Here is a 26,848-nt window from a genome sequence, read left to right on the forward strand (position 1 = left end):
CAAATGCACTTAAACAAGTAACAACCTCATTTAAGTGCATTTAGTTCATTCTTATTAATTATTTGTCAACACGTGTAGTATAGCTATGATCTGTATCATTTGCTACTGTGTTTGCTTTGTAATTTGCACTTCCTCGACGGTAGTGTCTATTTTGCCATTTGTCAGCAATTTCCATTGCCACATTTGACCATTGTACTACTTGAGAAATTTTATCTTCATTTTGAGATACGTTGTGTGTAATAGAATTAGTTACACGGTCAACTGAACCATTTAATGTTTGAACTGAGTCACCAATACCTTTAACAGCATCAACTACAGAATTCAAACGATCAACTTTACCTTGAATATCTTCAGTTAAACGGTTAACTTTATGAAGTAAATCAGTAGATTCTCTTGTAATACCTTGTACTTGACCTTCAACACCATCAAGTGTTTTAGCCACGTGATCTAAATTTTTCTTAACAGAAATTAACACTACAACGATACCGATACATAAAATTAAGAACGCTATCGCAGCGATAATTCCAGCAATTGGTAAAATCCAATCCATTAAAAACGCCTCCTAAATACCTAATTATAAAATTCATTAATATTTAATACCCTTGAGAAATCATTATAAACATATTAGAAATCTTTTTTTATACCTAATTTATTTAAGTACGCTTTTTGGATTTTTTGTATATCTCCAGCGCCCATAAATAATATTACAGCATTATCAAATTTCTCTAATACATCTATACTATTTTCATCAATTAATGCTGATCCATCAATACGATCAATCAAGTCTTGAATCGTCAATTCACCAGTGTTTTCTCTAATTGAACCAAAAATTTCACATAAGAAAACATGGTCAGCTGCGCTTAAACTTGTTGCAAATTCTTCTAAGAATGCTTGAGTTCTTGAGAATGTATGTGGTTGGAATACAGCAATAACTTCTTTTTGTGGATATTTTTTTCTAGCTGTTTCAATTGTAGCATTAATTTCTCTTGGATGGTGAGCATAATCGTCTACTAATACTTGATTTGATACTTTTGTTTCATTAAATCGACGTTTTACACCACCAAATGTTTCTAATGCTTCTTTTATATTATCAACATTCATTTTTTCTAAATAACTAATAGTTACAACAGCTAATGTATTTAGAATATTATGGTCACCATATTGTGGTGATAGGAATTGATCATAAAATTCACCATTAATATAAACATCAAATTGTGTACCTTGTTCAGTGATTTGTATATTTTTAGCATATACGTCATCAGTTTCTTTTAAACCATAATAATAAATTGGTACATCCGCTTCTAATTTTCTAAGATATTCATCGTCGCCCCATGCAATGATAGCTTTTTTAACATTTTGAGCCATTTCTTGGAATGCATCAAAAACGTCATCAACATCTCTGAAATAATCAGGATGGTCAAAGTCAATATTTGTCATAATTGCATAGTCAGGATCATAACTTAAAAAGTGACGTCGATATTCGCAAGCTTCGAATGCAAAATAGTCACTGCCAGGTAAACCCATTCCTGTACCGTCACCTATAAGGAATGAAGTCTTTTTATCTCCATTCATCACATGAGATAACAATCCAGTTGTTGATGTTTTACCATGTGCACCGGTAACTGCTACCGAAGTATATTGGTTAATTACATGGCCAAGAAAATCATGATATCTAATCACATCTAATTTAAGTTGATGTGCTTTGACTATCTCTTCATGTGTATCAGGGAAAGCATTACCCTGTATAATTACCATATCTTCTTTAATATTGTTACTATCAAACGGTAAGATAGTTATACCTTTATTTCTTAGAGCAACTTCTGTAAAAACATAAGTTTCAATATCTGAGCCTTGCACTTCATGCCCAAGATCATGCATGATTTGTGCTAATGAACTCATGCCAGAACCCTTAATTCCGACAAAATGATAGTGTGTCATTATAAAACTCCTTACTAATTTTTAATCTTGATTCAAATCCGCCTCAGTAATATAAACATCTCTAGGTTTAGAACCGTTCGCTCCAGATATATAACCTAGTTGTTCTAATTGATCTATGATTCTCGCTGCTCTATTATACCCAATTTGGAAATGTCTTTGTACTAACGAAGTAGAAATATGTCCTTCATTAATCATGAACTCACACACATCATCAAATAAATCATCTTGTGCTTGAGTTTGTGTTTTCTTTAATAATTCTTTTTCTTCAAATAAATAATCAGGTTCACGTTGCTGTTTAATGAAATCTACAACGTCGTCAATTTCTTCATCTGAAACAAATGTACCTTGAACACGGATAGGTTTATTCATACCGCCACCAAGATATAACATGTCGCCATATCCTAATAGTCGTTCTGCTCCTCCGCTATCAAGAATAGTTCTAGAATCTACACTTGATGATACCATAAATGCAATTCTAGTTGGGATATTAGCTTTAATTAAACCGGTAATAACATTAACTGATGGTCTTTGTGTGGCAACAAGCATATGAATACCACATGCACGCGCTTTTTGAGCTATTCTCGCGATGGATTGTTCTACTTCTTGTGGCGCCATCATCATTAAATCGGCTAATTCATCTATTACTATAACAATTTTTGGCATTCTTTGTTCATAAGGAGCTTTCTTATTGAATGCTGTAATATTTCTAACGTGATATTGAGCAAATAATTTATATCGACGTTCCATTTCTTCAACAGCCCATTTTAAACTTTGTGTGGCTGCTTTAACATCTGTAATTACTGGTGACACAAGATGTGGCAAATCATTATATGGTGCTAATTCAACCATTTTTGGATCAATTAATAATAATCTTAATTCTTCCGGGTGATTTTTATACAATAGCGACATTAAAATACTATTAATACACACTGATTTACCTGAACCTGTTGCACCTGCAATTAAAGCATGAGGTGTTTTAGCAATGTCCATAAGTAATGGTTCATTGTTGATGCGATAACCCATTGCAACTGTCAATTTAGATTCAGCATTTTTAAATTGATCTGAATCTACAATTGATCTCAAATTGACTTTGGCAGGGTTTTGATTAGGTACCTCGATACCTACTAAACTTGTACCTGGTATCGGCGCTTCGATACGTATATCTTTGGCTGCTAACGCCATTTTAATATCGTCTTGTAAAGCAGTAATTCTTGATACTTTAACACCTTTTTCAACTGATAATTCAAAACGGGTCACACTTGGACCTTCAGTAACATTTTGAACTTCTGCAGGAACATTGAAATAATATAATGCATCATTTAATTCTTGCTTTTTATCATCAATCCACTCTTCATTTACTTCATGTGGTTCTGGTGATTCAAGCAATTCCATACTAGGTAAATTAATATTTGGACCTTTTCTTATAGTGGGCTTTTGAACTTTAATATTTTCATTATTATTATCCACTTCTCCAGATGTAACCTTAGATGTAGATGCATGAGTATTCTCTCGTTTGTCTTCATTGCGATTATCTGAATCATTTTCATTAACATCATTGGAAGCATGTTGCATAGACGAACTATCATCTTCCATATTTTGATTAATTCCAACATTATAATCGCTCTGAGCCATTTGCACATTCTCATTATTGACAACGTCATTTGCACTTAGGCTATGTTCACTTGCAGTTGAATTTGAGTCACTTTCATATGTTGTTTGATTTAGTTCATTTGTACGATCAGCTGAAGGCGCTTCACTTTCACTTATATTGTTTGATTGTTGATTTGATTCAGAGTGTTCTGATGTATTGTATTGCTCTGACGATGCTTGCTTAATATTATTTGATTGTGTCGAATTTGATTGACGTTCAGGCGTTAGATTTGGAACATGAACTGTGCGAGATTTTTTCTTATCTATCATACGTTTTTTATCTGAAGGCGTCATAACAACATTAAATGGCTTACTACCTTTTAATGGCTTGCTAGTTTGTTCAGAATGTAGATGCTGATTAGTTTCTACGCCTTTATTTTCACTATTAACTTTATCAAAATTCTGATCAGAACTTTCTGATTGATTATCATTTATAGATTCAGAATAGCTATTTTCTGAACTACTTAAGTTTTGAGTATTATCATAAGATGAAGCGACAAATTCAGATGTTTCATTACTATTATTAGAGATGAAACTATCACTTAATGATTCATCACTTTCTAATACTGATTCTGATGTTGACATTGTTTTATCACTATTACCTAAATTGCTATCTTGAATATGTGGATTTCGCTTTTTAGCATATTCCGTTTCATGATCGACGCTTTGAGTAACTGCATTATGACCACTTCTTCTATTCAAGTGCTTATGATCATTAAGTTGTGATGTCTCACTATCATATAGAGATGAAGATGTATGTTCTGAAGTAGAATATGTTGTTGGTTGCTCACTATCATCTAATTCTCGATAATCTGCATCATCTATATTATTATCTTCATTTTCTGATATTGATGTTTTATCACTGTAATGATGTTTTGCATTTTCTGAACTAATTGTAGAGTCACTTTGACTAGATTCAGAGTCTTTCTGGACGGTAGTTGTTCGATCATCATATATGGATTGAGATGAAACATAGTTAGTATCAGTTGTTTCTGAGCCATTATCTTGTTCTGTTACATCAGTCACAGTAACATCGTCATCATTTACTTGATGTCTTGGTTTAATATCAGATAAATCGATTTCTTCATAATTGTAATGAGATGTTTCTTGTTGATCTAGGTCTGAATTTTCAATTGCATCTGTTTGATTTATTGTTTCATTATTGTCATGCTCGTTAATCATAGCATTGCTATCATCTTGAGATTCCATATCTAATGAACTTTCACCAACATATTGTTGTGCTTGTTTGGCATACATTTCATCAATTGCTTTTTGTATACTATCTTCATTGGTCTCTTTATTTTGTTGTCTCTTTTCTTGCAATGCTTTTTTAAATCTACGCTTTTGAAGCACTTTTCGTTCACGTTCTCTTCGAATTTCTTCAACAATTTGAGATGCATAGATATTGTTAATATTAATAGTATTATCTTTAGTTGAATGGTTAGGAGTTGAGTTAATTGCTTTTTCATCTCCCACTGACGATGTTTGTTGATTTATATTCTCATCATGTTTTGAATTACTATTTGCACTAGTTTCTTTTACATCATTCGATTGTTGATTACTTGTAAAGTTGCTTTGGGATGTTTCTGCAGTGTATCCATCGTTGTCACTAGAATGATTAACATTTGAACTCATTTTATTATTAGTTTCTTCTTCATTGTCTTTAGGAGGTATCATGCCGTTTTCAATTGGTCGTCTTTTCATCGTACCAAAAATGGCTGATGGTACTTCTGAAGCTTTAAAATCACTTTTGTGATATGTATACTCCGGTTGCGTTTTATAATTTGATTTAAAACGTTCGGATTGTAATTTCATTCTTGGTTGTGATTTTGAAGATGTAGCACCATTATTAGATTTGTTATCTCCTAATGAAGTAGGAGAAATTTGGCGGTGAGTTGATTTAGTGACATAAGGATTTGTTACTTGTTTTCTTCTAGTTTTATTTGAATTAGATTGTCGAGACGAGTTCACATACTCATCGTCATTGGCATGATTCCTTCTACGACGATGTCTCTTACTTTCTTGAGAAGTTAAAGTTTCATTATCATCATTTTTCACATAAGATTGTTCCCCATCATTCATAGATGTATATTCAGACCCCACATTTTCTGATTCAAAACCATTAATAGGAAATCGGAATTTACCTTTTGGTCGATGATAGATATCATTATTTTGTGGCAGTAATGAGTCATGATTAGAATCATTCGATTGAGTTGCCTGGCGTCTTTTATTTTTATTTCTTAATATATCTTCATTTGAATCATTATCTTCGCCAAATAATTTATCAAACCAGCTCATACTTTCACGACCTTCCTTTGTTATTCAAAAAATGCTTGTCCAATATCATAGCTATCATCTAGCACCATAATACCTTTTTCTTTAGGAGCATTTGGTAAATCTAATTCTTTCATTGAACAAATCATACCGCTAGATGCAACGCCTCTAAGTTCTGCATCTTTGATTACCATACCACTTGGCATTACTGCGCCCACTTTTGCTACAACTACTTTTTGTCCTTGTTCGACATTTGGTGCGCCACAAACTATTTGTAATGTATCATTACCTACATTGACATTGAGTACACTTAATTTATCAGCGTCAGGATGTTTTTCTTTTGTTTCTACATAACCTACAACAAATTTTGGAGATAAATCAGCATTCAATTCATATGTGAAACCATTATTTTTAATCATTTGTTGTAATTGATTAACGATTTCTTCAGTTAATTTAATGTGTCCATTACCTTCTAATTGTATATGAGTAGATATATTAAAGAAATTATACCCAACTACTTCGTTATCTTCGTTAGTTATTTCTACTACGTCGTTATTCTTTTTATAATTGAATTCGCCTTCTGTAGGGTCGATTTGTAAGAATGCAACATCTCCTACACCATTTGGATTAAAGAATAAATTCATTGTATATATCTCCTTTATCATTATTTATTTTTATTATTATTTATTTTTATCATTAAATTTTTTACGATTAGCTTCTAATCTTTGTATGACGTTAGGGTCTCTTTTTTGTTTATTGTTTTTCCCTAATATGAATATTGGTTCAAGATGACCTTTGTCGTATCCAAAAGATAAAGAAGTAATAGGGACAAGTCCTTTTGTGAAAAACTCCATAGTTAAATGAGCCATCACATCATAGCCTGTTTTGTTGCGTATATCAGCAATGACTAAAACATCTTGATGAGGCACTGTTACTAACATTTCGCCTTCACAATGATCTTGTATATCATTTAAAAATGATGTATTAAGTATGCGACTTGCATCATAACCATCATTAGAATTAATAAAATAGAATATATTACCTTTCACTTCATCGGTACTATATTTATTGTCAAGCTTTCTTACATTAAAAAGTGACATTTCTTTAATCTGTTGTTCTGTCATTTTCAATGTTTCTAACATACTTGCATCAATAAGTCTATATGACTTTCCTAAATCTAATGCGTAATAGATATTAGTTTCAGCAGTATGATTTTCATAAATGAATGCATGGCCTTCTTTAGTCTTTTTATCAAAACTTGTAGCACGAATCACCGGCATAATTTTAATTTCATCAAGTTGTTCTATACCTTGATCAGCCATTTGAGCAATTGCTTCATCTATATAATATATAATTTCATCTACAATTTTTTCTTCTTTTTCTTCATATTTTGCGACAATAGCGTTTAATTTAATTGTGACACCTTTATGATTGTCTTTTCTATAAATTCTTAATGTTTCGTCTTCACGATCGAATTTATAATTTACATCTAAATGATTCAAACGCTGTTTAATTTTATCTCTCATTTGAAAGACATTCATTCATATCACTCCTATTTCGCACCTTTTAATAGTTTACAATAAATCAAAGAATAGTAACAGAAAAAAACAAGTTTTTAAATATATTTTTCAACTATTCAATTAAATATATTGTGCTAAAAATTGATCTATTTGTTCAATGGATTTTCTTTCTTTACCAATATAACTTCCTAGTAATTCTCCGTCTCTATAAACTAAGAAACTTGGGATACCCATAATACCATTTTCTATACAAATATCTAAAAATTGATCTCTATCTACTGATACAAATTTAAAAGATTGATATTTCTCTTCTAATTGTGGCAATTCTGGTTCTATTATCTTACAATCAGGACACCATCCTGCTGTAAATTCAAAAACTGTATTTCCTTGCTTTAATTCTTCAAATTGTTGTTCTGTTTCAAGTTGTATCATGTTTTTCACTCCTATATTACTGATATTGTAATCGTTGTATTTGTTCTTCATTTAAATTCGTAATTGATGCTTTTAATAATTGACGAGCGGCATAATAATCACGGATATCAAAAACAGCATCTGTACTATGAATATAACGTGCACATACTCCTATTACTGCTGTAGGAATACCATCATTTGCTTTATGGATTTCACCGCCATCTGTTCCTCCTGGTGACATATAATATTGATGCGGAATATCATATTGTTTTACTAAATTTAATAAATAATCTCTAAAAGTAGGTCTGAGTATCATCGTACCATCTTTGATACGAATTAATGTCCCCTCCCCTAACGCACCAGATAATTGTTGCTTGCCTTTTATATCATTTGCAGGAGAACAGTCTACTACAAATGCAATATCCGGTTGAATTAATTCTGCTGATGCTTTAGCGCCTCTTAAACCTACTTCCTCTTGTACATTGGCACCAACATATAAATCAACATCTAATTCTGTATCTTTCAGTAATTCTAATATTTCGATAGCAATGAGACAACCATATCGATTATCCCACGCTTTTGCACTATATCTATATTCTGATAACTGAGTAAATGGCGTAGCAGGTACAATTGTGTCGCCAATTTCAATACCTTTTTGTCTAACTTCTTCACTCGAACTTGCACCTATATCTAACATTAAATCTTTAATTTGAGGTGCTGCTTCATTACCAGTTCTAAAATGTTTTGGAATATTGGCAACGACACCAATAATTTCTTCGTTTTTTCTATTTTTTACTTTTAATCTTTGTCCCTGCCATATATCATTTGCTACGCCGCCTAAATTAGTAAATTGGATCATACCATTATCTGTGATATGTGTAATCATAAATCCAATCTCATCCATATGAGCTGCTATCATTACACGTTTAGCATTAGCTTTAGTTGATTTTTTCACACCATAAAACCCACCCATTTTATTATCTACAAAATGATCTACATAAGGTGTCATTTGTTCTTTCATATATGTTTTAACATCATCTTCAAATCCTGGTGCACCATGTAATTCTGTCAGATGTTCCATGCGTTCTAATGTTTTACTCTCTTCAATAGTCATTTGATGTTTCACTCCTTATAATTTATTATATCATCTTCATTATGGTAAACTAATAATATGAATCATGGAAAAGGGAGATACATTAATGAAATGTTTAAATTGTAAAAATATATTAATTGTAGGTGCTTGTACGGTAGTCATTTTATCAGCTGGCGTAATTGTTTACCTAAATAAGAAAAAATTTTATAATCCCGATAAGTTATTAGAAGAAGTCAAAACATACTTTATGGATGTCAAAGGTTCATATATTGTACAACAACCTCTTAACGATCCTAATATTAATGCTAATAAACCTATTTATCTTGGCGGTATCTCCGCAACTAAAAATGGTAAATTAGTAGATTATGATTTTTATGCTGATGCATATACTGGTGAAGTTTTAAATATTATCGAATTATAAAATTAAAATTTACATAAAAAATGATAGGTTATAGTTTATTCATTATAGTATCACTTTTCTTAATGAACTAAACTATAACCTTTTTTCAACTTAATACTGACGATATGAACGTTTGATAGATGATGTAATTGAATGATCCTTGTGATTATATTTAACTGCGAAATAGTTTTCGTCATGATAATAGAGGAACCAGTAATCATTTAAAACATAATAAGGTATGAGTCTTTCTTTTTCACGAATTGAAGTCATTGGGTAATCATCGTACGCGGTAACCCATAATGGATTTTGGTGTGCTACTGTTGGGAAGATGTCAGCCATATGCACAGCTTTTTCTCCTTCACTTTCAATAGTAACTATAGAGTGACCAAAGCTATGACCACCAGTGTGTATCATTTTAATTCCTGATACCGGTTCAATCTCTTTATCAAATAAAATAATATTGTCCTGATAATCACCTTGATTCTTTTCCCAATACGTCGCTTTACTACGTATATTAGGCGCTAAGAATTCATGCCATTCGTCTTGTTGAATATAATGAGTAGCATTTTTGAATCGTGCATTTCCATTTGAATCAGTTAGTCCAGCAGCATGATCATAGTGTAAATGTGTCATTAACACAATATCAATATCATCAAGCGTTAAACCAAAATATTGTAATTCTTCTTTTATAAAGCCTTCTTGAGTTACGCCATAATTTCTTTTTTGTTTGTCAGTTAATTTACCATTACCTACACCTGCATCGATTAAAATATTATATTGAGGATGTTGAATAAGAATTGGATGTGTTGGTGTATGAACTTGATTCTTATCATTCACACTATACTTTCTAGTCCATAATGGTTTAGGTACAACGCCAAATATGGCACCTCCATCAATATGAGTATTACCCCCATTAATATCGTTAATAGTTAATGCTCCTAATTTCATAAAAAGACACCCTCCCACTCATTTACTAAATTTACTCTTATTAACAAACTTAATACAATAACGTATATATAGCAATTAATGTTAAAGTTCTTATTGTACATTTTAAAGCAATTAAATATATGGAGGACAATAATGCAATTTAAACGTAATAAGATTATTCTGTTGTTTACGACAATTTTTATTATTATTGAACTCATTCTTATTTATTCAACGTCAATTGTTTCATCAAATTTAGGTTATAACATCATCATCTTGTCCAATTTAATACCATTCATAAGTATGATGTTCTTAAAAAGTAAAAAATAAGACAAGACCCTTTTGATGGGTTTTGTCTTATTTTAATGATTTCTTTAACCTTACATCTTTATCTATGTTAAGGTTATCAATCGTTTTAATTTTAACTATTTTTTAATAGCGTGAACAATATAATTCATATTTGATTTATGTTTGCGCATTGTTTTAAACATAGTTATAAACATATGACGGTTTTCTTTTTTTAATGCATTTTTTAAAATTTTTAAAGTTCCTAGTAAACCTTCATCTCTTAACATGCCAACTGGTGACATCAATGATAATGGTCCTATTTTTGATTCAACTTGTGAAAATCCTGCATCTTTAAATAAACTATACCAAATTTCTAACGTTAAAGGCGTCACTTTCATATTGATTGCTTTACTCAATTCATTAACTATAACGTCCTCATTATCTCGATTTATAATAGCAATATCGTGTGTAAGTACAATTCCATTAGGTTTAAGTACACGATAATATTCTTTTAATACTTTTTCTTTAACCTTATAAGGTAACATTGTTAGCATTGCTTCGTTTAAAATAATATCGAAACTTTCATCTTCAAAAGGTAAATCCATCGCATTTGCTTGTGTTAGATGAATATAGTCATTTAGATCGTTTTTATCTACGTTTTGTTGACCAACTTGTAATGCTGCTTTATTTAAGTCAACTGCTTCAATTTGGCATTGGTATTTTTGAGCTAATTCAATAGACGTTGTACACATATTACATGCAACTTCTAAAACACGTTTATCATTTGAAAAACAACCTTTATCAATTAACCAATTGGTAGCTAAAATTCCACCTGGACGTAAACGTTTTTTCCCGAGTTGAGCTAAAAATGTGTGACCTGCAACTTTTTTACCATATATTAAACACCCTTTCATTAATTAAAATTTATTAAATAAGACATGGTTTTCAAGATGAACATGTTCATGTGTTTCACGCTCTAAATTTTCAAGACGATTATATACGAGTCTCCAAGTTTGGCACGCTTCACTAGGTGCTTGATATTGATTAGTTAGTTCTCTCATATCCTCTAATAATTGTCCAGTTTGTGTATGGTCATTAACTAGGCTTTCTATAATTTTCGAAGCATCATCAACGTGTTCCCCTCGTGAAATTTTGATTAATGCTGGAAAGTCGTGATTATCTTCTTCATCCATATGCTCAAGCATTCCATCTCTATATTGACGATATAAATTTTGCAATTCAATTAAAAATGGATGGTTAGGTCCATGTACCTTAGCTACTTTTGTAACGTATGGAGATAGATTTTTAAATTCCTCACGCATCGTTTCATGATAACGAGACTGTATATATTGAATTAATGATGGCACATCAAGATATTTAACATTGATATTACCTTGTGATTCATTAGGTAACTGGTTAATTTCATCTAAGATAGTTTGTACATCAACTTTTTTATTTTCAACGGCTTGCTCAATTGAAATATTGCCTCCACAACAAAAATCAATACCATATTTTCTGAAAATATCGGAACTTAATGGCATGTCGGTTACGACGTCAGCAACAATTGTATCTTTATTAATCATTTTTATTCCTCCCTTGATCACTTTTAATTATACTAAATAATATTCATTATCAATTACGTTTGTGAAATTATTCACTTATTTGTCGAAAAGATATTACAAAATTTTGAAAGTCAATTTTTTTAAAAAGTTAAAATAATATTAATGAAATTAATCCTAATAACTAAAATAATGTCGCTAGTTTTAATTTAAATCATTAAACTTGGACAAAATAAAACCTGAGACATCAATAAATGTCTCAGGCTTATAATCATATATTATCAGTATTTGGCTGAATATTATTATGAAATTTTGCTTCCATTCGATATATTCTAGAACCCTTATCCGAAAACTTCTGTTCGTATTCGGTAAGGATATTATCCTCATCGTCTTCTTCGTGAAGGTTTAAATTCATCTTTGTAAAATACATTCCGAATTGAGACATACTTTCTAAACTAAAGGCAAAAAGACCTCTATTATCAGTTTTAAAGTGAATTTCACCATCATCAATTAAAATTTGTTTATAAAGCGCTAGATATGTATGATAAGTCAATCTACGTTTAGCATGACGTCTTTTTGGCCAAGGATCAGAAAAGTTTAGATATATTCTAGAAACTTCCCCATCTTTAAAATATTCATTAAGTTCTATCGCATCATTACAAATCATTTTGAGATTTGTTAAGTTTTGCTCTTTTACTTTATCAAGCACTTTATACATAACACTCTTTTCACGTTCCATTGAAATAAAGTTAATCTCTGGATGTTGTGCGGCAAGTGTAGTGATAAATTGTCCCATACCGGAGCCAATTTCTATATAAATAGGTTGCTTCTTATCAAACCATTCTTCTATATGTCCAGCATGTGAACCATCCATATCTACTAAATCTGGATGGTCCTTTAAATAATCTTCCGCCCATGGTTTGTAGCGAACTCTCATAATCAAATCTCCTTAAATAAATAAGTTACTATTCATAACTTCATTTAAAAATTCAAGCCATGTATTCATATCTTTAAAACGTTTCTGTTCTTCATACCATTGAACCATACCAATTGATTGAATCACAGTGTACCATTTCATACGTTTATTCAAGTTCAAACTTTCTTGTACGCCGTAAGTTTCGAACCATTTAGACCATTTCTTCTCGGGAACGTAATTGTAAAGCAGCATTCCGATATCAATAGCTGGATCTGCAATCATTGCACCTTCCCAGTCCACTAAAAATAGTTCGTCTCTATCAGATAACAACCAATTATTATGATTAACATCACCATGTACGACAGTAAAGAAACGAGAATCTAAATTTGGTATATGCTCTTCTAAATATGTTAATGCTTTTCTAACAACATGATGTGTTAACACTTCTCTAGATAAAGAGGCATTAATTTTATTAAGCATAATCTCTGGCGTAATAGGTTCCATTTCCATTCTTTTTAACATTGTAAGTAATGGTTTAGAATTGTGGATTTTTTTTAATATTTTGGCTACTCTAGGTTGATGCATTTCGTTCGCACTTAATTCGCGACCGTTTTTCCAATGCTGCGCCGTAACTACTTCGCCGGTTTCTATTCTTTTTGTCCAAACAAGTTTAGGTACAATACCCTCTGCAGATAAAGCTGCAATAAAAGGATTCGTATTTCGTTTTAAAAACAACTTTTGTCCATCTTGTTCAGCCATATAGGCCTCTCCAGAAGCGCCTCCAGCTGAATCTAATGTCCACCCTAACTGATAAAACTGCTCCAACACGTTCACCTCACTTTCAATTAGAAAATGGCTCCAGAAATATGTTTTCAAGAGCCATATATTCTAATTTATATAAACCGTATAGTCGCTCTACACGCTTGTTAAAATTTATTTTACAGTTTTTGTGAGTTGGCTATTTCGTATATTTTTGTCCCTAAAAATACGCTTGAAAATTGCGTCCTCATTTAATATCACTCATAGAAGATTTTATAATTTTTACCATCATATTTCAACTAAAAATGAGAAACTAAAAGACACATTTTACTAGTCCGCTCATTAAATATTTATAAAACTACTTTGAATTAGATTATAACATATTTAGAGTGAGATAGTTGTGGAAATTTTGATAAATGTTCAACTTATATACTATGTGTTTCTATATACTGATTGAATCCTTCTTGTAATTGTCGCGTAACAGTGCCTACTTTACCATCTCCGACATCTTCCCCATCAATTTTAACTACTGGCATAACTTCAGCAGACGTACTTGAAATAATAACTTCATCTGCATTTTTTAAGAAATCAACAGTAAACGTTTCTTCAATAAATGGAATATTTTTATCTTCAGAAATCCATTTAATGACTCTTCTCGTAATTCCGTTTAAAATAAAATTATTTATAGGATGTGTATATATTTTTCCATCTTTAATGGCGTATACGTTACTTGAAGCACCTTCTGTTACAGTTTCTCCACGATGTTGAATCGCTTCACTAGCATTGTATTTAACAGCAAATTCTTTAGCTAAAACATTACCTAATAGGTTTAAACTTTTAATATCACAACGTAACCAACGAATATCTTCTGTTGTCATAGTATAAATACCATTTTCTAAATCTTCATATGGTCTATCATAACTTTTCGTAAATGCCATGATAACCGGTTTTACTGGTGGTGTTGGGAATGAATGTTCACGAGGTGCAACACCACGTGTAGCTTGAATATAAATACCGCCATTTTTAACATCATTTACTTCTAAGAGTTTACGAACTAATTCAATTAATTCATCAACTGTATAAGTAAGATCTAATCCAATTTCGTTAGCACTTCTTAAAAATCTCTCGAAATGTTCTTTTACAGTAAATAGTTTACCTTCGTAAGCACGAATATATTCGTAAATTCCGTCACCAAAAACATATCCTCTATCTTCGTATGATACTTTAGCTTCATCTTGATTTAAAAATTCACCATTAATAAAAACTTTTGTCATAAATTATCCCTCCACACATAATGAGTATAACGCTTCAAGGTATATACTCGTTGCATTAAATAGTTGTTTTTTCGTGATGTATTCATTTTTCTGATGCATTAAGTCTTCTGAATCATTAAACATTGCCCCAAAAGCGACACCTTTGTCTAGGTTTCTGGCGTATGTGCCTCCCCCTATTGTGTATGGCTCTGTCATATCTCCAGTTTGGTTTCTATATGCAGTTACTAATTTTTGAACAAAAGGATCATTTTTATCTACATAGTGTGGTTTTTGAACTTTACCCATTTCTACTCTAAATCCTAATGGTTTAATTTCATTAGTAAAACGTTCTATAGCTTCTTCAAATTCAAAACCTTGCGGATATCTTAAATTTATTCCAAATCGGCCAGCATTTTCATTATCATAATTGATAACACCTATATTAGTAGTAACTTCGCCCATAATATCAGTATGGAATTTCATACCCATTTTTTCACCAAAATGAGAAACATGTAAATATTGATTACTAAAGTTTACAAAGTCTTTAGCACTTTTATTTAAGTTTAATGTAGCTAAAAATTCTAATAGATATAAGCCAGCATTTACACCTAATGAAGGATCCATACCATGAACAGCTTTACCTTCAATAGTTAAAATAAGAATTCCACTGTCAACTGTGCTTTCACCTTGTAATTGATTTGATTCTATAAAATATTCAAAGTTTTGAATAACATCAGTCATGTTTTCTTTAACTAAAACTTTAGCTTCAGCATGATCTGGAACCATGTTATAACGTTGTCCAGAATTAAATGAAATTAATTCATAATCTGGTTCATCTACATCTTCAGCCATTTCATTTTGAACTAAATCAAATGTAGTGATACCTTTCTCACCATGAATAGCAGGAAATTCAGCATCTGGTGCAAATCCTAGTGCAGGCATTTCCTCCGTTTGGAAATAACGGTCTGTACATTTCCAATCTGATTCTTCATCAGTTCCAATAATAATATGAATTCGTTTCTTCCAGTCGACCTTCATATCATTTAAAATCTTAACTGCATAATAAGCTGCTATTGTAGGTCCTTTATCATCTAGTGTACCCCTTGCTATGATTGACTGGTCTGTAACAACTGGGTCAAATGGATTTGAATCCCAACCGTCACCAGCAGGTACTACGTCGACGTGGCAAAGAATACCTAAGAGATCGTCACCGTTACCCGCTTCTATACGTCCGGCAATATGCTCTACGTCATGAGTAGAAAATCCATCTCTTTCAGCCAATTTATACATATAGTCTAATGCTTCTCTAGGTCCAGGTCCTACAGGCGCATCATCACTAGCTTTACTGTCATCTCTTACACTTTCAATCGACAACAAACCTTTTAAATCTTCAATTATTTGGTTTTCGTATTCTTGAACTTTTTCTTTCCACATTCGAATTCGACTTCCTTTTTTATAAGTTATTTACTATTTTACATGAAGTTACAAGGAAACTACAGTAAGACGTCAGAAATATTACGAAATTTTCTAAATTTTTATAACTAAATAAAACCCTATGTACTATCTCTTATTGGAAATAGTACATAGGGTTTCAAGTTAACCAATATTATTTGTTATCATCTAACGCATTTTTATTATTTTTTAAGTCATCTTCTGAAACGACACGTAAATTATTATTTACTGTTGCGCCACCTTCATCATCAAACTTACCTTCGTCTAGGTCGTCTTCTTTTTTATCATCTAAGTTTGTGAATTTAGTTTTTTCTTCTTCTAAGAAAGCTTTAGGGTCATTTTTTAATCTTTCTGCATAACCTTTAGGATCGTTTTTCACGTCTTGAATTGTTTCATTAGCTTTCGTACTTAATTGATTAGCTAAATCTTTAGCATTTGCTTTGTATGATTCTGGATCTTCTTTATATTGATTATACTGTTCTTTTAATTTATCTCTACTTTCTTTACGAGATAATAATACTGCTGCTGCAGCGCCGCCTAAACCTAGAACTACTCTAAATAAATTTGTACCTTTTGCCATAAATTACACCTTCTCTTTCTTTAGTTTAACAATAATTTAAAATCATTTTCTATTAATAAACGATATTCTCCTAATTCGAGTGTTTCATCTAACTCTAAATTAGCTATTTTAATACGTTTTAATTTTAATACCTCATTTTCTATCTCATGAAACATTCTTTTTACTTGGTGGTATTTACCTTCATATATGGTAACACGTGAGAGCTTGTTTTCAATTATTTCTAATTGAGCTGGCTTCACCTTTCCATCAGAAAGTTCTATACCTTTTTCGAATAATTTAATATCATTTTCCGATATGGAATTTTGAGACACAACTTCATAAGTTTTAGGAACGTGTTTATGAGGACTCATCAAATCATGATTAAATTGCCCATCATTAGTAATAAGCAATAAACCTTCTGTATCTTTATCTAATCTACCGACAGGGAAAATCCCCAAGTGTTGATACTCAGGGATTAAATCAATGACGGTTTTATCTTTGTCATCTTCAGTGGCAGAAATGACACCACTTGGTTTATTTAACATAATATAAATTTTATCAATATATTTAATAACTTCCTCATTAACTTTAACTATATCTACTTCAGGATTGATATGGGTTTTTGATGATTTAGTCACGCTATCATTAACTTTCACATGACCTTTTTTCAAGTTTTGTTTAACTTCGTTACGTGTGCCAATCCCCATATTAGCTAAAAATTTATCAATTCTCATCGTAAGAACCCAACTTTACGTCTAATTTTTTCAGGTATTTCTCCTAAAAATTCATCAGCAAATTTAGTTTTTATTGTAATTCCACCATAAATTGCAGCACCTACGATAACACCAGCAATAATTATAATTAGATATCCTACTTTACTTGGTGCTAAGAATAGCTTACCAATAAAGAAGACAAGTTCTACACCTATCATCATAATGAATGAATACAAGAATATTTTTCCAAAATGAATCCAACTATAGCTGAACTTAAATTTGGCATATTTCTTTAAGATAAAGAAGTTGCAACCAATTGCGAATAATAATGCAATTGACGTACTAAGTACTGCACCTGGTGTACGTAATAACATAATTAGAGGATAGTTTAATATCAACTTAATAGCCACTGCACCCAAGATCACATATACAGTTAACTTCTGTTTATCAATACCTTGTAACATTGAAGCCGTCACACTTAATAATGAAATTAAAATTGCTACTGGAGCATATATGAATAACAATCTACTACCATCAAAGTTAGGGTCATGACCTTGAACAACTGGATCGTAGCCATAGAAAACTGTAAATAATGGTTGAGCTAATGCCATAATTCCTATACTAGCAGGAACAGTAATAAACATAAGCACTCCAATAGATGTTCTTATCTGTCTATGCATTTCATGCAATCGACCTTCTTCGTATGTCTTAGTAATATAAGGTATTAAACTTACTGCAAAACCAGCACTTAAAGATGTAGGAATCATTACTATTTTATTTGTTGACATATTCAACATATTAAAGAAAATATCTTGTAATTGTGAAGATACGCCTACAATAGATAAAGCTCCGTTATGAGTAAATTGATCGACTAAATTAAATAACGGGAAGTTTAAACTCACAATTACAAATGGAATACTATATTTTATAATTTCTTTATACATATTTCCGTAAGATACATTTATATCTGTGTTATCTGATAAAACCATTTTATCAATATGTTTCTTACGTTTTCTCCAGTAATACCATAATGTGAAAATACCTGTTATCGCACCAATAGCTGCTGCAAACGTAGCTATACCATTAGCCATTAATACAGTACCATTAAAGACATTTAATACTAAGTAACTTCCGACTAAAATGAAAATCACACGTGCAATCTGTTCTGTAACTTCAGATACTGCTGTTGGTCCCATAGATTTATAACCTTGGAATATACCTCTCCAAGTTGCTAGTACTGGTATAAATATAACAACCATACTTATAATTCTAATAATCCATGTAATATCAGCAACTGACCAACCATTTTTATCTGATGCATTACGTGATAGTGTTAATTCTGAAATATATGGTGCTAGGAAGTATAATAGTAAAAATCCTAGAATACCAGTTATACTCATCACTATAAAACTTGATTTATAAAACTTCTGACTTACTTTGTATGCACCTAAAGCATTGTATTTAGCAACATATTTTGAAGCTGCTAACGGTACGCCAGCTGTTGCTACAGCTATTGCAATATTATATGGCGCATAGGCATAAGTAAACGGTGCCATATTTTCTTGTCCACCAATTAAATGGTTAAACGGAATAATAAATAGAACACCTAGAACTTTCGTAATTAATATACTAAATGTAATTAAGAAGGTCCCACGAACCATTTCTTTACTTTCGCTCATTAACTATCTTCCTATCTTTAAAAGTTTATTAAAGTTATTTAACTTCATATCTTATTCATTATCATTAGCTTACATTAATATAAAATATATCACAAAAACTATTTGTGTTAATTGATTTTATCATATTTTTATTAGTAAACACGCTTTTGATAAAATAAAAAGCAATCTCAAATCTTAGCTAGTCGATTTTTATGTATGATACTTCAAGTTTCCTATTATAATTCTCATTTTATTCATTGTCATCTAATTATACAACTTCTATAGCATATATTTTTCTATTCAGATACAATAGTGATGAATATTTATTGGAGGCAGTTAAAATGTATCAAACAATCATCATCGGTGGTGGCCCCAGCGGACTAATGGCTGCTGTTGCCGCTAGCTCTAGTAGTAACCAAGTTCTCTTGTTAGAAAAAAAGAAAGGACTTGGTAGAAAATTAAAAATTTCAGGTGGTGGTCGTTGCAATGTAACCAATCGCTTACCTTATGAAGAAATTATTAAAAACATTCCTGGAAATGGAAAATTTTTATATAGTCCCTTCTCTGTTTTTGATAATGAATCTATTATTCATTTTTTTGAGAGTCGTGGCGTAAAACTCAAAGAAGAAAATCATGGGCGCATGTTCCCTGTATCAAATAAAGCGCAAGACGTCGTTGATACTTTAGTTGATACGATTAATAAACAAAATGTTACAGTTAAGGAAGAAACCACTGTTCTTAATGTATCACAAGATAATGAGGGTATTTTTTCAGTTGAAACTGCACAACAAACTTATAAATCTAAAAGTTTAATTATAGCAACTGGTGGTACGAGTGTACCCCAAACAGGTTCGACTGGTGACGGATATACTTTTGCAAAATCGCTAGGCCATTCTATTACAGAATTGTTCCCTACCGAAGTACCTATCACTTCTCCTGAACGTTTTATTAAAGATAAAACATTGAAAGGACTAAGTCTCAAAGATGTAGAATTATCCGTATTAAAAAAGAATGGCAAAAAAAGAATTAGTCATCAAATGGATATGATTTTTACACATTTTGGTGTCAGTGGACCAGCTGCATTAAGATGTAGTCAATTTGTTTATAAAGAACAAAAAAATCAAAAGAAACAAGATATAAAAATGGCACTTGATGTCTTTCCAACTATGAACGAAGATGAACTTTCACAACATATTAGAAAATTATTAAAAGATGAACCTGATAAATATATTAAAAACAGTCTACATGGGTTAATTGAAGAAAGATATTTGTTATTTATTTTAGAACAAGCTGAAATTGATAATGAAACAACATCACATCATCTTTCAAATCAACAATTAAATACAATAGTTAAGTTATTAAAAGGATTTTCATTTAATGTTAATGGAACTTTACCAATTGATAAGGCGTTCGTAACTGGTGGCGGTGTTTCTTTAAAAGAGATAGAACCTAAGACTATGATGTCGAAATTGTCTAAAGGCCTTTTCTTATGTGGTGAAGTGTTAGATATCCACGGTTATACTGGTGGATATAATATTACAAGTGCATTAGTTACTGGTCACGTAGCAGGTTTAAATGCTGGAAAATATGATAATTTATTATAAATATTTGTATATAAAAACAGAGTTTAGGATTAATACCTAAACTCTGTTTTATTTATGATTTTATTGTATCAAACTTACAGTTTAACTATTTTATTCTGATTTATCTTTCTTTTGACTTAGTCGTCTGCTAACTATAGCAGCACCAGCCGCAAAGGCAATTCCTGCCACTGGTATGTGACTATCGTTTTGTCCAGTTTCTGGTAATTGTTTAGCTTCTGATGTTGAGTTATTGTCGTTCTCTTCACTTTGTTCAACTGTTGATGAAGTAACTTGTTCATCGATGTTTTCTCCATTTTTTATAGGAGTATTATCTTCATCAGTATTGCTTCCAGTGACTGTTGTTTGTTGAGTTGGAACATCATTATCATTATCTTTGTCTTTTTGAGGTGTTTTTACCGGTTCTTGGTTTGGATCTTTTTGAGGTGTTTTTTGAGTTACTTTTGGAACAATCGCTTCAATTTGTTTGATTGTTTCTTCTTTAACTTTTAACACATCTTCATTTGATTGGGCTTGATCTACTTGTTCACCAATTTTAGAAGTAAGCTGGCTTAATTGACTCAATGCTTTATCTTTTTGTTCTTGATTTGCTTGTGAATTATTAATCTTTTCTTTTTGTTCTGCAATCTTATCATCTAATGCTTTGATTGTTTCTTCTTTAATTATAGCTTTAACATTCACTGATCCTAACTTTAATTGAGCATTTTCAACCACTTCGTTAATGTCATTACTATTATTGGCATTTTTTATTGATGCTAATGATTCATCTTCAATTGCTTTCACTCTATTAATTGCGTCTTCTTTTTCGTCAGTAGTAGCTTTTGTTGAACTTTGAATTAATGCAACTTGGTTATTAACAAATTTCGTTACTTCTGATATAGCTCTAGGTTTAACAACTGTATCCACTTTGATAGCTTTAATTTGATCTATAAAGTTTGATTTTGCATTCGCTACTTCTTCATTAGTATTTTGTACATTTAATACAGCTAAACCTTTTTCTAAAATATTATTCAAATTTTCTTTAGCAGCTAATTTTTCACTTTCTACTGCATCTTCATTTGAATCAATTGTTTCTTTAACTTTATCCGCTTCTTCTCTTAATGCTTTTGCTGCATTAGAAATTTGTTCAACATTAATGACAACTTGATTTAAATCATTCATAGCATTCGCTTTGATTTGAGCTACATCAATGTCAGATGCTGCATTTTCAATTTCATTGTTAGCGTTATTAACAATAGTATCTACTTTTTGTGCAGCTTCTTCAGATTCATCAAGTGTAGCGCCTAATGTTTGTCCAAATGTTTCTTTTAATTGATCAGCAAGTTGATTAATAGATTCAATCGCATTTGGTTTAGTTACAACTTCTGGAGTGACCTGATCAATTTCTGCTTTACCGTTTGACACTGCATCATCAACTTGTTGATTTGTATCAGCGTTATTAATGTTAATAAATGCAATATTTGCTTGTTCTCTAGCACTATTTATAGCATTATCTTTTTCTTGAGAAGTTGCTTTGTTATTTTCATTAATAGAATTTTCTTTAGCTGATAAAGCATCACGAATTTCTGTAATGGCATCTGACTTTTTAGTAAATGTGAATTCAAAACTATTAATATCACTTAAAGCTTGGTCTTTGGCAGTTGTTAATTGTTGTACATTTGTAGCTTGGTTAATCGCTGTGTCATCTTGAGCTTTTATGTTATTTAAATTAATCAATGTAGCTGTAATTTCTTCTTGTGTACCATTCACAGCATCTTGTATTTCATTAACTTTATCATTGTAAACATCATTAACTTCTTTTAATGCATCTCGTCTTAATCCACCTATTGGTTGAACATTTTGTAATGCATTAATTCCATTAGCTTTAGCTTCATCAACTTGTTGATTAGTTTGTGCTTGGTTCACTTGTTCTTTAGCTTTAGATAAAATAGCTTGTACTGTTTGTTTAGCATCATCAATATCTTCTTGACTATTATTTTGAGATTTATCTAACTCAGCTTGTTTTAAATCTGCCGCATCTGTTAATTCTTCATTAGCATTTTCTTTCTTAACAATTGATGGTGTAAATTGATTGATTTCTGTTATTGCATTTGTTTTAGCTTGATCTACATCATTGTTAGTGTTTGCTTGATTAATATTATTGATAACTTTAGAAGATAATTGATCTAATTTATCACCAGCTAATTGCTTTTCTTCAGCAGTAGCATTGGCATTTTGATAAATTGTATCTTTTTGTTGATTCAAGATGTTTAAAGCTTCTTTTTTAGCATTATCTTTGACTGTAGTTTCTGGTTGAATGGCTTGAATGGTTTCATCGTTAGTTTTAACTGCATTATTAACGTCTACAATACTTTGAGCGTTAGTAACATCTGTTAAACCTTGTTGTAATGCATTATCAACTTTTGTATTTGCTGCTTGTTTTTCTTCTTCAGTAGATAAAGGACTATTAGCAATTTCTTGCTTTTTAGCATTAGCTTGATTTTGTAAATCTTGTTTTACAGCAGTTTTAACACCTGTATCTGCAGTTATTTGATTGATATTGTCGATACCTTCATTCTTTTTAGTTTCAACATCTATAGCACTATCTACATCAGTAACAGATTGTTTCGCATTATTAAGAGCTCGATCGATTAATTGATTTGCCGCATCTTTTTCTTCAGTAGTTACATCTTGATTTTGACCTACTAATGCTTTTTGATTTGTAGCAGCTTGATCTAATGCAGCTTTAGCATCACCTTTAGTCTGTGTTGCTGGAAGTGTGTTACTAATAGCTGTTATACCATTTTGTTCAGCTGTAGCCACTTGTGCATTTGTAGTAGCCGCATTAACTTCATTATTGGCGTTTGTAACTACTTGATTTAACTCTTGTAAAGCAATCGCTTTTTCCTCTGAAGTAGCATTTGGTTCGTTGTTTATAATATATGTTTGTTGTTCCTGTTTAGTTTGAATATTTGATAAAGCTGTCGTTTTAGCATTACTTTGTGGTACTACTAAATCTATATCTTGAATGGCTTGATTTTTAACTTGCGCTACCTGTGCATCAGTAGTAGCTTGGTTAATTTGTTCATTTGCTTTTGTAACAATTGCATCAACATTATTTGAAGCTTCTTGTTTTTCTTCATCAGTTGCATGAACATCATTAGGGAAAGTTTGTTTACGTTGATCAGCTACTTGGCTGATTGCGTCTCTCGCATCTTGTTTTACATTCACAAATGCTCTAACTTGGTTGATGTTAGTAATCGCATCATTTTTAGCATTATCAACGGATTGTTTACTCAAAGCTTGGTAAACATTATTAGTACCTTGACCTACTGCTCTATCTACTGAATCAACAGTATCATCACGTTCTTCTTTAGTCATATCAGGATTTTGAGTTAGTTCTACTTTGCGTTGTTCACCTAAATTTTCTATTTCAGCCATAGCATTATTTTTGTATTCTTGTGATGGTAAAATTGAAGCTATTTTAGCTATTTCTTCATTTTTAACATTTTCTACATCCGCATTTGACTGTGCTGCATCTATAGCTTGGTCAGCTTGAGTTTTAGCTGTTTGTAAGGCTTGAAGTGCTTCATTAATTTCTTCAGTAGTTGTACCTCGAGTTGCTTGTATAACCGTTTCTTGTTCAGTAACTTTTTGAGCAATTTCTGCTTTTGCAGCAGGTTTGACTTGAGCATCTTGTTGTATTTGGTTAATCTCTGTTTGGTTAGTTGCAACAGCATTATCTACATCATTATTAGTAGCTGCTTGGTCAATATCATTATTGGCTTTTGCAACTGCTTGATCTATCTTAGCGTTAGCTGCATCATGTTCTTCAGTAGTTGAATTAGTATCTTGATTGATAAGTTGCTTTTGATTATCTGCATCTTGAGCAATAGTTGTTTTTGCTTGTTGCTTTTTAACAGTTGCAGGTTCAATATTATTGAGTTCATTTAAACCATTTGTTACAGCAGTTGACACTTCATCATTAGTTGTAGCTTGATTGATATTATTATCAATTTCAGCTTTTTTCGGATCTAATTGATTAATTGCGTCAGCTTTTTCTTCTGTTGTTGATTGATTTGAATTATTAATCGCTTGTTTTTTATCACTTAGTGCTTGATTAATTTGGTCTCTTGCAGCTGGTTTCTTTGCAACAACAGTGCTAGCATTTTGTAAGGCTTGTACAGTATTATTTTTCACATTATTTACTTCGTCTGTTGTATTAGCAGCTGCAATGTCAGTATGTGCCTCATTGGCTAAACTATCTACTAAATTATTAGCTTCTGTTTTTTCTTCTGTCGTAGCATCTGCATAGTTATTATTATTATGTTCTTTTTGTTGTTGTGCTGCTTGATTAATTTCGTCATTCGCCGAATCTTTTACGGCCGTTTCTGGCGTAATTGCATTAATTTGATTTATACCTAATTCTTTAGCTTGATTAACTTCTTGATTTGAAGAAGAATGATTAATGTTATAAGTTGTAACCCCTGCTAATCCATTTACTTTTTCTTTTGCCTTCGCTTTTTCTTCTGTTGTAGCACCACTATTTCCATCAATAGTACTATTATGTTCAGTTGCAGCTTGATTAACTTCAGAAATAGCAGTTGGTTTCACAGTTGTAGTAGGTTCAACTTTTCCAATTGATGTAACATTTTGATTTTGAATATTATTTATTTCATCTTGTGTATTAGCACCATTGATGTTTTTTAAGGCCTGGTGTTCAACATTATGAACTTGGTTTACTGCTTCTGCTTTTTCTTCATTTGTAGCATTTGGGTTATTATTAATATTTAAGATTTGATCAGCTACCTTTTGAACAATCGCATTACGTGCAGCTTCTTTAGCATGTGTTTGTACAGTAATATTATCAATAGCAGTTAAACCATTATTTTTTGCTGTAGTAACATCGTTTTCAGATGCAGCTTGTTGAATATTATTATTAGCATTAAATTGTTGGTGTTCAACGTCTGTTAATGCAACTTGCTTTTCCTCTTGTGTTGCTTCTGCAGTAGTATTAATTGATTGGTTTTTGTCAGTAGCTTTTTGATTAATTTCATTAGTAGCGACTTGTTTAGCATTATTTAATGTTTGATTTTGAGCATTATCCACTTGGTTATTAGCTACTACATTATTATCGTTTGTACTATCTCCCACGTCACGTTTACTTCTTTTCTTAGGAGACTGACTTGTTTCTACTGTTGCGACTGGTTTGTTTAAACCTTCTGTTGGTACTTTACTATTTTGATTTTCATTATTTAATTCAGTTGGTAATTTTGGTGTTTGTAAGTCATCTAACGAAACGGTAGGTTGTACAACTTCTTCGGCTGGGGTATTAACTTCATCATTTGTAGTAGTATTATCTTGATTACTAACGCCTTCCCCACTATTCACAACAGGATTATTAATATTTTCAGTTGTTGCGTCTTGGTTATTATTCTCAGTAGTAGCTTGATTAACGTTAGGGTCAACTACTTGATTTGGGTCACTGAATTGGTTGTCTACATTATTAGTTTGCTCTTGATTAACGACAGCGTTATCGACTTGGTTATTAGCAACCCCATTCTCTACTTCTGATGCTTCAGCACTATTAGTATTTACGCCTAAAAATGCTACTGTAGCAATTAATGCTGAGAAAATACCAACATTAAATTTTCGAATACTAAACTTTTGTTGTTTAAATAAATTCATAATGATTGTCCTCCTAGGTGTAATTTCATGATGTAAAACATTAGAATTATATTTAGATTTCAAATAGGTTGCACACCTTTGTAATATGCACAACCTATTAAATTTAATAATTATTTTATCATCAACCTAATTATAAATCTAGTATAAAAATATACTTATTTAATAAGAATTAAATATTTATAGCATGAAGAATTAGGTATGTTTTATCTATCT

At 31.4% G+C, this 26,848-nt stretch carries 21 protein-coding genes; 3 read left to right on the forward strand and 18 right to left on the reverse strand.

All coding sequences use genetic code 11. The annotated features are described in order from the left end of the window. Positions 1–58: 58 nt before the first annotated feature. From GVY01_RS06055 to GVY01_RS06085, 7 genes are all read right to left on the reverse strand, one after another. The gene (locus tag GVY01_RS06055) at positions 59–550 is read right to left on the reverse strand and encodes a DUF948 domain-containing protein (protein ID WP_002467416.1); all 492 of its coding nucleotides are present in this window, start codon (positions 548–550) and stop codon (positions 59–61) included. A gap of 74 nt (positions 551–624) precedes the next feature. Then, entirely contained in the window at positions 625–1,938 is a 1,314-nt protein-coding gene (gene murC / locus GVY01_RS06060; RefSeq protein WP_017638259.1) for a UDP-N-acetylmuramate--L-alanine ligase, read from the reverse strand. Between the two features lie 21 nt (positions 1,939–1,959). Continuing rightward, positions 1,960–5,886, reverse strand: coding sequence for a DNA translocase FtsK (locus GVY01_RS06065; RefSeq protein WP_159333681.1), 3,927 nt, complete (start codon positions 5,884–5,886; stop codon positions 1,960–1,962). A 20-nt stretch (positions 5,887–5,906) separates the two neighbouring features. Further along, positions 5,907–6,506, reverse strand: a complete 600-nt coding sequence (gene ytpR, locus GVY01_RS06070) for a YtpR family tRNA-binding protein (protein ID WP_017638261.1) — start codon at positions 6,504–6,506, stop codon at positions 5,907–5,909. Between the two features lie 36 nt (positions 6,507–6,542). Continuing rightward, positions 6,543–7,403, reverse strand: coding sequence for a DUF1444 domain-containing protein (locus GVY01_RS06075; RefSeq protein ID WP_159333682.1), 861 nt, complete (start codon positions 7,401–7,403; stop codon positions 6,543–6,545). 99 nt (positions 7,404–7,502) lie between these two features. Beyond that, entirely contained in the window at positions 7,503–7,814 is a 312-nt protein-coding gene (locus GVY01_RS06080; protein WP_017638263.1) for a thioredoxin family protein, read from the reverse strand. Between the two features lie 16 nt (positions 7,815–7,830). After that, entirely contained in the window at positions 7,831–8,907 is a 1,077-nt protein-coding gene (locus GVY01_RS06085) for a M42 family metallopeptidase (RefSeq protein ID WP_017638264.1), read from the reverse strand. Positions 8,908–8,992: 85 nt separating this feature from the next. Here GVY01_RS06085 and GVY01_RS06090 point away from each other — a divergent pair, with 85 nt between their 5' ends. Then, a complete protein-coding gene (locus tag GVY01_RS06090) occupies positions 8,993–9,307 on the forward strand; it encodes a PepSY domain-containing protein (RefSeq protein ID WP_017638265.1) in 315 nt (104 codons plus the stop codon). A gap of 90 nt (positions 9,308–9,397) precedes the next feature. Here GVY01_RS06090 and GVY01_RS06095 read toward each other — a convergent pair whose 3' ends face one another. Continuing rightward, positions 9,398–10,234 carry a YtnP family quorum-quenching lactonase gene (locus tag GVY01_RS06095; protein WP_017638266.1) on the reverse strand — a complete coding sequence of 279 codons (837 nt, stop codon included), beginning with the start codon at positions 10,232–10,234 and terminating at the stop codon, positions 9,398–9,400. A gap of 132 nt (positions 10,235–10,366) precedes the next feature. Between GVY01_RS06095 and GVY01_RS06100 the strand changes: the two genes are divergently transcribed. Beyond that, positions 10,367–10,540, forward strand: coding sequence for a hypothetical protein (locus GVY01_RS06100; protein WP_159333683.1), 174 nt, complete (start codon positions 10,367–10,369; stop codon positions 10,538–10,540). A 95-nt stretch (positions 10,541–10,635) separates the two neighbouring features. Here the strand turns inward: GVY01_RS06100 and GVY01_RS06105 are convergent, their stop codons facing one another. The 9 genes from GVY01_RS06105 to GVY01_RS06145 form a co-directional block, all read right to left on the reverse strand. Continuing rightward, entirely contained in the window at positions 10,636–11,412 is a 777-nt protein-coding gene (locus tag GVY01_RS06105) for a class I SAM-dependent methyltransferase (RefSeq protein WP_017638267.1), read from the reverse strand. 3 nt (positions 11,413–11,415) lie between these two features. Next, complete coding sequence (gene scdA / locus GVY01_RS06110) at positions 11,416–12,081, reverse strand: iron-sulfur cluster repair di-iron protein ScdA (protein ID WP_017638268.1); 666 nt, start codon at positions 12,079–12,081, stop codon at positions 11,416–11,418. 247 nt (positions 12,082–12,328) lie between these two features. Beyond that, positions 12,329–12,994 (reverse strand): tRNA (guanosine(46)-N7)-methyltransferase TrmB, encoded by a 666-nt coding sequence (gene trmB / locus GVY01_RS06115; RefSeq protein ID WP_017638269.1) that lies wholly within the window; start codon positions 12,992–12,994, stop codon positions 12,329–12,331. Positions 12,995–13,006: 12 nt separating this feature from the next. Further along, positions 13,007–13,798 (reverse strand): phosphotransferase family protein, encoded by a 792-nt coding sequence (locus GVY01_RS06120; protein ID WP_017638270.1) that lies wholly within the window; start codon positions 13,796–13,798, stop codon positions 13,007–13,009. A gap of 359 nt (positions 13,799–14,157) precedes the next feature. Further along, positions 14,158–15,006: a D-amino-acid transaminase gene (gene dat / locus GVY01_RS06125; protein WP_017638271.1), complete on the reverse strand. Its 849-nt coding sequence runs from the start codon at positions 15,004–15,006 to the stop codon at positions 14,158–14,160. Positions 15,007–15,009: 3 nt separating this feature from the next. Then, positions 15,010–16,419: a dipeptidase PepV gene (pepV, locus tag GVY01_RS06130; RefSeq protein WP_017638272.1), complete on the reverse strand. Its 1,410-nt coding sequence runs from the start codon at positions 16,417–16,419 to the stop codon at positions 15,010–15,012. A gap of 172 nt (positions 16,420–16,591) precedes the next feature. Further along, on the reverse strand, positions 16,592–17,017 hold the full coding sequence (locus GVY01_RS06135; RefSeq protein ID WP_017638273.1) for a YtxH domain-containing protein: 426 nt from the start codon (positions 17,015–17,017) through the stop codon (positions 16,592–16,594). A 20-nt stretch (positions 17,018–17,037) separates the two neighbouring features. Next, positions 17,038–17,730, reverse strand: a complete 693-nt coding sequence (locus GVY01_RS06140; RefSeq protein WP_017638274.1) for a pseudouridine synthase — start codon at positions 17,728–17,730, stop codon at positions 17,038–17,040. Then, positions 17,727–19,388 carry a putative polysaccharide biosynthesis protein gene (locus tag GVY01_RS06145; protein WP_017638275.1) on the reverse strand — a complete coding sequence of 554 codons (1,662 nt, stop codon included), beginning with the start codon at positions 19,386–19,388 and terminating at the stop codon, positions 17,727–17,729. Before GVY01_RS06145 ends, GVY01_RS06140 begins: the two co-directional genes overlap by 4 nt. A gap of 320 nt (positions 19,389–19,708) precedes the next feature. Here GVY01_RS06145 and GVY01_RS06150 point away from each other — a divergent pair, with 320 nt between their 5' ends. Beyond that, the gene (locus GVY01_RS06150) at positions 19,709–20,971 is read left to right on the forward strand and encodes an NAD(P)/FAD-dependent oxidoreductase (protein ID WP_017638276.1); all 1,263 of its coding nucleotides are present in this window, start codon (positions 19,709–19,711) and stop codon (positions 20,969–20,971) included. Between the two features lie 90 nt (positions 20,972–21,061). Here GVY01_RS06150 and GVY01_RS06155 read toward each other — a convergent pair whose 3' ends face one another. Continuing rightward, positions 21,062–26,635, reverse strand: coding sequence for a YSIRK signal domain/LPXTG anchor domain surface protein (locus GVY01_RS06155; RefSeq protein WP_017638277.1), 5,574 nt, complete (start codon positions 26,633–26,635; stop codon positions 21,062–21,064). Between the last annotated feature and the right edge of the window lie 213 nt (positions 26,636–26,848).

Source organism: Staphylococcus sp. 8AQ (assembly GCF_902506595.1).
GTDB lineage: Bacteria > Bacillota > Bacilli > Staphylococcales > Staphylococcaceae > Staphylococcus > Staphylococcus pasteuri.